Raw genomic sequence first — 8,513 nt, forward strand, 5'->3', positions numbered from 1 at the left:
ACGGCGGGGAGATCAGCGCCGAGCGGCTGTGGGAGATCTTCTGCGACGAGTACCTCCCGGCGCCGGCCGACTCCGGCCTGGAGCGCTGGGGCCGCTTCGCGCTGCGCGGCACCACGCTGACCTCCGGCGGCGAGGGGGAGGGCGCCACGCTGTCCGTCACCCTCGTCGACGGCGGTGAGGAGCGGGCGCTGACCGCCACGGGCAACGGCCCGGTGGATGCCTTCACCAACGCCTTCGCCGAGCTCGGCGTGGAGGTCAACGTGCTCGACTACGCCGAGCACGCGCTGTCCACCGGGGGGGACGCGACCGCCGCGGCCTACGTCGAGTGCGAGGTCAACGGCCAGGTGCTGTGGGGGGTGGGTATCGACCCGTCGATCACCACGGCCTCCTTCCAGGCCATCGTCTCCGCCGTCAACCGCGCCGTGCGGTAGCGGGCCGCGCCGGCGGCCGGCCCAAGGCGTCGGCGGTCCGCCGCAGGCTTGGGCGCTGCCCCGCCGCAGGTGCGGTCAGGCACCCTCGGGCCCCGCGCTGCTGCGCGTCAGGTCAGGCGCCCTCGACCTCGGTGCGGGCGACGGGCCAGATGATCCGGGTGCGCCAGGTGGCCGGGTCGGGGTCGGACTGCGGGCCGGCCTCGTAGACCTCCCACATGTCGGCCTGGGTGCGGACGTCGTGCTCCACCGCCCACTGCTCGATCTGTGTGTACGTCTCGGGCAGCGCGTCGTAGCCGCCCTGGTGGATCGCCTCGATCGCCCGGGCGGCCGGCAGCGTCCCGGCCACGAGGTCCTCACCGTCGCCGCTCCACGGCTCGGTCAGCGGGAAGCCCGCCTCGACGTCGGCGACGTCGGTGGGGACCCCGCGGTAGCGCGCGAAGGGCGCACCGGCGATCCGGGCGCCGGCGCGTTCGACCTGGGCAGCGACGTCGTCGAACACCCGGGCGAAGAAGTCCGACAGCTCGGTCATCCGTACCTGGCGGCGGACGCCGACGGTGGGCCGCTCCTCGACGTCGATGAGCGAGATGGCGATCATGAGGTCCTCCCGGTCTGTCTCGTCAGGCAGTGTAGCTGTGCTGGGGCAGCAGCCCGGCGAGCTCGGCCCCCCAGGTCCGGGCCCGTTCCAGCTCGCCGTCGAGCAGCGGTCCCTCGGCGTCGCGGACGTAGAAGCTCTCCGGTGCCGCGATGAGGTCGGCCCCGCGCCGGCGCAGCACCTTGGCCGCCTTCCGGCCGGCATGGCCGGGCAGGTTGGGGTGCCGCACGTGGGTGTCGAACGCGGCCGCCCGGACATCGAGCGGCTCCGTGCCCTCGAGCCATTCCCGGATCCCGCGCTGCAGGGCGTGGCCGCCGCGGTCGGCGGCGTCCTGGCGGGTGCTCGGCCGGCTCATCCCCAGGGCGTGCGTCGGGCCGCCGACGACGAGGAGGTCGACCGCGAGCTCGTGCGGTGCGGGTGCGTGCTCGACGTCGAAGAGCTCGACGCGCACCCGGCCGCTCATCCCGGCGGCCACGGCCTCGGCCACGGCCCGGGTGTTGCCCCAGGCCGACTCGTACACCACTGCTGCGTCCATCGTGGCCCACCTCCTCGCGAGCCGAGCACTCGGAGCGGTGTTCGCGTCCGGAGCTCTCGGTACCACGGTAGGGCGCGTGCAGTGCGGACGGAAGGGCCGAAGGTCCGGCGAGCCGGTTCGCCGCCCGCCCACCACTCGCGCGACAATGGCGCGGTGAAGCTCTACCGGGACGAGGCCGTGGTGCTGCGCACCCACAAGCTCGGGGAGGCCGACCGGATCATCACGCTGCTCACCCGGCGGCACGGGCGGGTGCGGGCGGTGGCCAAGGGTGTGCGTCGCACGAGCTCGAAGTTCGGGGCGCGGCTGGAGCCGTTCACGCTCGTCGACGTCCAGCTCCACCGCGGACGCAGCCTCGACATCATCACCCAGGTGGAGGTCCAGGCCCCCTACGGCCGCACCATCGGGGTCGACTACGCCCTGTACACGACGGCCACCGCGATGGTCGAGACCGCGGAGCGGCTCACCGAGGAGGAGCAGGAGCCCACGCCCCAGCAGTACCTCCTCCTCGTCGGCGCCCTGCACGCGCTGGCCACCCGCCGTCACCCCGCACGGCTCGTCCTCGACTCCTACCTGCTGCGCGCGCTGGCCGTGGCCGGCTGGGCGCCGAGCTTCGACGACTGCGCCCAGTGCGGACGTCCCGGGCCGCACCACGCCTTCCACGTCGCCCAGGGTGGGGCGATGTGCGAGCGCTGCCGCCCACCGGGTTCCTCGGCCCCCGCACCGGGGACGCTCGATCTCCTCGGGGCGCTGCTGTCGGGCGACTGGGCGGCCGCCGAGGCCTCCGGCCGGCGTGAGCGGGACGAGGCCTCCGGGCTCGTCGCCGCCCACCTGCAGTACCACCTGGAGCGCCAGCTGCGCTCGCTGCGGCACGTGGAGCGGGTGTGACACCCCTCCCGCCCCCGCCGCACCCCTCCGGGGCCCGCCCGCCGCGCCTCGACCCCCGGCTCGTGCCCAAGCACGTGGCCATCGTCATGGACGGCAACGGGCGGTGGGCCAACGCCCGCGGCCTGCCCCGCACCGAGGGGCACCGGGCCGGGGAGGCGAGCCTGCTCGACGTGGTCGCCGGCGCCATCGAGATCGGCGTGACGCACGTGTCCGCCTACGCCTTCTCCACCGAGAACTGGAAGCGGTCCCCGGAGGAGGTGCGCTTCCTCATGGGCTTCAACCGCGACGTGCTCCGCCGTCGCCGCGACATCATGAACGAGTGGGGCGTGCGGGTGCGGTGGGCCGGGCGCCGGCCGCGGCTGTGGAAGTCGGTCATCGCCGAGCTCGAGGAGGCCGAGCGGCTCACCGCGGGCAACAGCGTGTGCACCCTGACGATGTGCGTGAACTACGGCGGACGCGCCGAGATCGCCGACGCCGCCCGCGCCGTCGCCCGCGAGGTGGCCGCCGGCCGCCTCGACCCGGAGCGGGTCACCGAGCGGACCATCGCGCGCTACCTCGACGAGCCCGACCTGCCCGACGTCGACCTGTTCCTGCGCACCTCCGGTGAGCAGCGGATCTCCAACTTCATGCTCTGGCAGTCCGCCTACGCCGAGCTCGTCTTCCTCGAGGAGCACTGGCCGGACGTCGACCGTCGCAGCCTGTGGCGGGCGATCGAGATCTACGCCTCCCGGGACCGCCGGTACGGCGGCGCGGTGGACGCCGCCAAGCCTCCGGCGAGCGACGGCGTCCGCTGACCCGCCCCGCCCGGTCTCCTCAGGGGAGGAGGTCGTCCTCCACCTCACGGGCCCGGCGCCGACGCAGCACGAGGAGGGCGACGACGGCGAGCACCAGGCCGAGCAGCACCGCGATGCCTGCGGGGGAGCCGGCCGCGGCGGCCAGCGCGGCGTTCCACACGGCGAACCCGATCGTGGAGTAGATCGCCGCCCAGGCGATCGCCCCGGGGACCTGGGCCAGGGTGAAGCGCAGCCAGTGGATCCGCAGGATCCCGGCGCCCAGCATGACCATGCTCTGGAAGCCCACGGTGAGGTAGGCGACCGGCACGATGACCAGCCCCCACCGGCGGATCGCGTCGACGCCCCGCTGCGCCCCCTCCCCGCTCAGCGCCCGGTGCGCCCGCAGCTGCCAACCGCCGGTGGGGTGGATGTGCTTGAGCGCCTGGACGGTGGCGATGCGCCCGATCCAGTACGTCCCCTGGCCGCGGAGCATGGCCCCGACGAGGAGGAAGCCGAAGACCAGCCAGAAGGGCAGCCCGGAGAGGAAGTCGGGCAGGTACTCAGGCACGGTCGTCCGAGCGGGAGCAGGCGGCGCACAGCCCGAAGAGGTCGAAGGTGTGCTCGAGCTCGGTGAAGCCGTGCGTCGCGGCCATCTCCTCGGCCCACGCCTCGACGAGCCCGCCGCTGATCTCCACGGTGGTGCCGCACCGCCGGCAGACGAGGTGGTGGTGGTGCTTGACGCTCTCGCAGCGGCGGTAGAGCGCCTCGCCGTCGTCGGTGCGCAGGACGTCGACCTCACCGGCCTCCGCCAGCGCCTGCAGGGTGCGGTAGACGGTGGCGAGCCCGATGGTGTCACCGGCCTCGCGCAGGGACTCGTGCAGCTGCTGCGCGCTGCGGAAGTCGTCGGTGCGCTCGAGGAGGGCGCTGACCGCGGCGCGCTGCCGTGTCATCCGGGGTCTCATGCTTCCTCGCGAACCAGCTCGACATCGTCCTGCACGTCCGGGTGCGGGTCGGACGACGGACGTCGACGCCCGAGCAACGGACGTACCAGCGATACTACGCCGAAGACGCCGATCGCCAGGACGACGATCATCGCCCCCGGCGACAGCGGGTAGGCGTAGGTGAGGGACAGGCCGGTGACGCTCACCGCCACCCCGATCGCCATCGCCAGCGTCATCGTCCCGCGGAAGGAGCGCATGACGAGCTGGGCGGAGGCGACCGGCACGATCATCAGCGCGGAGACCAGCAACACCCCGACCACGCGCATCGCCACCGAGACGGTGAGCGCGGCGAGCACGGCGACGACGATGTTGAGGAGCCGCACGGGCAGGCCGCTGGCCTGGGCGAACTCCTCGTCGTGGGAGAGCACGAACAGCGCGGGGCGCAGCCCGATCCCGACGGCGAGGATCGCCACGGCGAGCGCGACGGTGAGCCACAGGTCGGTGAGGGTGACCGCGGCGATCGAGCCGAAGAGGTACCCGGTGAGGTTGGCGGTCGTGCCCCCGGCCATCCCGATGAGCAGGACGCCGCCGGCGATGCCGCCGTAGAAGAGGAGGGCGAGGGCGACGTCGCCGCTCGTGCGGCCGCGTGCGCGGACGACCTCGATGAGCACGGCACCGACGACGGAGGCGACGACGGCGCCCGGGACGGCGAGCACGTCGTGCGGGCTCAGGCTCAGCGCCCCGCCGACCAGCCAGCCGACGGCGACGCCGGTGAGCGCCATGTGCCCGATCCCGTCGCCGAGGAGGGCGAGGCGGCGCTGGACGAGGTAGGTGCCGATGACCGGGGCGACCAGCCCGACGAGCACCGCGACGATGAGGGCGCGCTGCATGAGCGGGCTGGTGACCATGTCGAGGAGCAGGCTCATGACAGCTCCAGGCGCAGCTCGGGGCCGTGCGGGTCGGGCACGTCGTCCTCGTCGTGGGGGTGGAGGTGCTCGTGCTCGGGGCCGCGGTGGCCGGGTGCGGCCGGTGGGGGAGCGCCGTCGTGGACGACCCGTCCGTGGCGCAGGACGACGGCGCGCTGGAGCAGGCCGGCGAGCGAGCCGAGCTCGTGGAGGACGGTGAGCACGCTCGTCCCACGCTCGCGCAGGCCGGTGAGGGTGGCGGCCAGGGCCTCCTGGGAGGCGCGGTCGATCCCGGTGAGCGGCTCGTCGAGGATGAGCAGGTCCGGCCGCCGCACGAGCGCGCGGGCGATGAGCACCCGCTGCTGCTGGCCGCCGGAGAAGACGCTGACCGTCTCGCCTGCGCGGTCGGCCAGACCGACCTCGTCGAGTGCGGTCAGGGCGAGGTCGTGCCAGCCGCGCGGCGGGCGCAGCCGGCCGTTGTCGAGGAGCCCGGAGGCCACCACCTCCAGCGCCGTGGCGGGGGTGCCGGACGCTGCTCCCACCCGCTGGGGGACGTAGCCCACGCGCCGCCAGGGGACCCGGCGGTGCGCCGTGGCCACGTCCACGCCGAAGACCTCGACGGTCCCGGAGGTCACCGGCACCACGGAGAGCAGCGCCTTGACGAGGGTGGACTTCCCTGAGCCGTTGGCCCCCATGAGGGCCACGGTCTCGCCGTCGCGCACGACGAGGTCGACCCCCTGGAGGATGCGCGCGCCACCGAGCGTCACGTGGAGGTTGCGGACGTGCACCGGCGGGGTCATGGGTCCGTATGCTGTCACGTCCGGTCGGGCGACGGTGAGGTCGGAGGTCATGCCGGCTCACACCCCAGGGCGTCCTGCAGCGCGCCGAGGTTCGCCCGCATGACGTCGACGTAGTCGGCGGAGGCGTCCTGCTGGTTCTCCAGCGGGTCGAGGACAGCGGTGCGCAGCCCCAGGTCGGCGGCGAGGGCCTCGCTGACCGCGGGGCTGAGCAGGGACTCCACGAAGACGGTGTCGACGTCGTGCTCGGCGACGACGTCGGCGATCTCGGCGAGGCGGGCGGGGGAGGGCTCGGCGTCCGGGTCGATGCCGGACAGCCCCTCCTGGTGGAGGCCGTGCTTGGTGGTGAGGTACCCGTAGGCCTCGTGGGCGACGACGATGGTGCGGCGCTCGCAGCGGGCGAGGCCCGCGGTGATCTCGGCGTCGAGCTCCTCGAGGGTGGCGACGACGCGGTCGGCGTTCTCCCGGTAGGTGGTCGCGCCGTCGGGGTCGAGCTCGGCGAGCTCGTCGGCCAGCGCGTCGGCCACCTCGGCCAGGCGCGCCGGGTCGAGCCAGAAGTGCGGGTCGAGCGGTGCCCCGTCGGCGTGGTCGTCCTCGTGGGGGTGGTCCTGGTCGTCCGCGTGGTCGTGGTCGTGGTCGGCGTGGTCGTGGCCGGTCTGCGCTGTGGTGAGCAGCGCGGTGTGCTCGCCGGCGTCGAAGGCGCGGGCGCCGGTGACGTCGACCGCCTCGTCGACCGCCGGTTGGAACCCCGAGACGTAGAGGACGAGTGCGGCCTCCTCGAGCTCGGCGACGGTGCGCGGGGCCAGCTCGACGTTGTGCGGGTCCGCCCCCGGCGGGGTGATGCTGCCGACCTCGACCCGGTCGCCGCCGATCTCGGCGGCGAGGTACTCCAGCGGGTAGAAGCTCGCCAGCACGGTCGGGGCGCCCTCGCCGCCGCCGTCGTCGCGGGCGGTGTCGGAGAAGGCGGCGCAGCCGGTGAGGGCCACCGCGGCGAGCGAGGTGACAGCGAGGAGGCGAGGGCGGATCATGAGACTCATTCTCAAGAGGGGTGAGAATCATTGTCAACTCGGCCGGGTGCGCGTCGGAGGTCGGCGGACCGGTAGGTTAGTCCGGTGCCCGGGCGCCGTCCGGGACCGTGCCGAGTGCGCACCAGCCAGGTGCGGACCTGACGAGACTGGAGTGATTCACGTGGCCGCAGCGCCTTCTCGACTGGATTCCGTCGTCAACCTCGCCAAGCGGCGAGGTTTCGTCTTCCCGAGCGGGGAGATCTACGGCGGCACTCGGTCCGCGTGGGACTACGGACCGCTGGGTGTCGAGCTCAAGGAGAACATCAAGCGCCAGTGGTGGCGCCACATGGTGACCTCCCGGGAGGACGCGGTCGGTCTGGACTCCTCGATCATCCTGCCTCGCCAGGTGTGGGTGGCCTCCGGTCACGTGGGGGTCTTCACCGACCCGCTGACCGAGTGCCTCTCCTGCCACAAGCGCTACCGCGCCGACCAGCTGGAGGAGGAGTTCGAGGAGAAGAAGGGCCGTGCCCCCGAGGGCGGGCTGGCCGAGATCTCCTGCCCGAACTGCGGCACCCGCGGCAAGTGGACCGAGCCGCGTGACTTCAACATGATGCTCAAGACCTACCTCGGCCCGATCGAGGACGAGTCCGGTCTGCACTACCTGCGCCCGGAGACCGCGCAGGGCATCTTCGTCAACTTCCTCAACGTCATGACGGCGTCGCGGAAGAAGCCGCCGTTCGGCATCGGCCAGATCGGCAAGTCCTTCCGCAACGAGATCACGCCGGGCAACTTCATCTTCCGCACGCGGGAGTTCGAGCAGATGGAGATGCAGTTCTTCGTCGAGCCGGGGACCGACGCGGAGTGGCACCAGTACTGGATCGACAACCGCAAGGCCTGGTACGTCGACCTGGGCATCAAGGAGGAGAACCTGCGGCTGCGGGAGCACTCCCCGGACGAGCTGTCCCACTACTCCAGCCGCACGGTGGACATCGAGTACCGCTTCGGCTTCCAGGGCAGCGAGTGGGGCGAGCTCGAGGGCATCGCCAACCGCACCGACTTCGACCTCAAGACCCACAGCGAGCACTCCGGGCAGGACCTGTCGTACTTCGACCAGACGAAGAACGAGCGCTGGGTGCCCTACGTCATCGAGCCCTCGGCGGGCCTCACCCGTTCGCTCATGGCCTTCCTCGTCGACGCGTACAGCGAGGACGAGGCGCCCAACGCCAAGGGCGGGGTCGACAAGCGCACCGTGCTGCGCCTCGACCCGCGGCTCGCGCCGGTCAAGGCGGCCGTGCTGCCGCTGTCGCGCAACGAGAAGCTCTCCCCGGTGGCGCGCGAGCTCGCCGCGGACCTGCGCAAGTACTGGAACGTGGAGTTCGACGACGCCGGCGCGGTGGGCCGCCGCTACCGGCGCCAGGACGAGATCGGCACCCCGTTCTGCGTCACGGTGGACTTCGACTCCCTGGAGGACCAGGCGGTCACCATCCGGGACCGCGACTCGATGGCCCAGGAGCGGGTGGCGCTCAGCCAGGTGCAGGGCTACCTCGCCGAGCGGCTGATCGGCTCCTGACCGCCGCCTGACCACCACCGCCGCGGCGGGCCCTGCGGGGCCTGCCGCGGCGTGCGCCGTCGGGCGCGGGCTGCTCG

11 protein-coding genes are annotated in these 8,513 nt (G+C 73.0%); 4 read left to right on the forward strand and 7 right to left on the reverse strand.

Translation table 11 applies throughout. The features are described 5' to 3' along the window. Window positions 1–431 (forward strand): alpha-isopropylmalate synthase regulatory domain-containing protein (locus tag Q0195_RS04365; RefSeq protein WP_299275063.1); only part of this gene is annotated, 431 nt, incomplete at its 5' end. Window positions 432–543: 112 nt separating this feature from the next. Here the strand turns inward: Q0195_RS04365 and Q0195_RS04370 are convergent. Together Q0195_RS04370 and Q0195_RS04375 are read right to left on the reverse strand one after the other, a co-directional pair. After that, window positions 544–1,026, reverse strand: a complete 483-nt coding sequence (locus tag Q0195_RS04370) for a GyrI-like domain-containing protein (RefSeq protein ID WP_299275066.1) — start codon at window positions 1,024–1,026, stop codon at window positions 544–546. A 22-nt stretch (window positions 1,027–1,048) separates the two neighbouring features. Further along, window positions 1,049–1,558, reverse strand: a complete 510-nt coding sequence (locus Q0195_RS04375; RefSeq protein ID WP_299275069.1) for a flavodoxin/nitric oxide synthase — start codon at window positions 1,556–1,558, stop codon at window positions 1,049–1,051. Between the two features lie 153 nt (window positions 1,559–1,711). Between Q0195_RS04375 and recO the strand changes: the two genes are divergently transcribed. Both recO and Q0195_RS04385 read left to right on the forward strand, forming a co-directional pair. After that, on the forward strand, window positions 1,712–2,443 hold the full coding sequence (gene recO / locus Q0195_RS04380) for a DNA repair protein RecO (protein ID WP_299275072.1): 732 nt from the start codon (window positions 1,712–1,714) through the stop codon (window positions 2,441–2,443). Continuing rightward, window positions 2,440–3,237, forward strand: coding sequence for an isoprenyl transferase (locus Q0195_RS04385; RefSeq protein WP_299275075.1), 798 nt, complete (start codon window positions 2,440–2,442; stop codon window positions 3,235–3,237). The genes recO and Q0195_RS04385 overlap by 4 nt, the downstream gene beginning before the upstream one ends. 19 nt (window positions 3,238–3,256) lie before the next feature. Here the strand turns inward: Q0195_RS04385 and Q0195_RS04390 are convergent, their stop codons facing one another. Genes Q0195_RS04390 through Q0195_RS04410 form a run of 5 tightly spaced genes read right to left on the reverse strand, consistent with a single transcriptional unit; the run spans window position 3,257 to window position 6,887 of the window. Then, window positions 3,257–3,784 carry a VTT domain-containing protein gene (locus tag Q0195_RS04390; protein ID WP_299275078.1) on the reverse strand — a complete coding sequence of 176 codons (528 nt, stop codon included), beginning with the start codon at window positions 3,782–3,784 and terminating at the stop codon, window positions 3,257–3,259. After that, window positions 3,777–4,166 carry a transcriptional repressor gene (locus Q0195_RS04395; protein WP_299275081.1) on the reverse strand — a complete coding sequence of 130 codons (390 nt, stop codon included), beginning with the start codon at window positions 4,164–4,166 and terminating at the stop codon, window positions 3,777–3,779. Before Q0195_RS04395 ends, Q0195_RS04390 begins: the two co-directional genes overlap by 8 nt. Window positions 4,167–4,174: 8 nt before the next feature. Beyond that, entirely contained in the window at window positions 4,175–5,083 is a 909-nt protein-coding gene (locus Q0195_RS04400) for a metal ABC transporter permease (protein WP_299275083.1), read from the reverse strand. Continuing rightward, the gene (locus Q0195_RS04405; RefSeq protein ID WP_299275086.1) at window positions 5,080–5,862 is read right to left on the reverse strand and encodes a metal ABC transporter ATP-binding protein; all 783 of its coding nucleotides are present in this window, start codon (window positions 5,860–5,862) and stop codon (window positions 5,080–5,082) included. The genes Q0195_RS04400 and Q0195_RS04405 overlap by 4 nt, the downstream gene beginning before the upstream one ends. A 47-nt stretch (window positions 5,863–5,909) precedes the next feature. After that, window positions 5,910–6,887, reverse strand: a complete 978-nt coding sequence (locus Q0195_RS04410; protein WP_299275089.1) for a metal ABC transporter substrate-binding protein — start codon at window positions 6,885–6,887, stop codon at window positions 5,910–5,912. Between the two features lie 160 nt (window positions 6,888–7,047). On the opposite strand from Q0195_RS04410, the gene Q0195_RS04415 reads away from it, so the two are divergent. Continuing rightward, window positions 7,048–8,436, forward strand: a complete 1,389-nt coding sequence (locus Q0195_RS04415) for a glycine--tRNA ligase (protein WP_299275092.1) — start codon at window positions 7,048–7,050, stop codon at window positions 8,434–8,436. Window positions 8,437–8,513: the final 77 nt, after the last annotated feature.

The organism is uncultured Georgenia sp. (assembly GCF_937958535.1).
In the GTDB taxonomy this organism is placed as follows: Bacteria; Actinomycetota; Actinomycetes; order Actinomycetales; family Actinomycetaceae; genus Oceanitalea.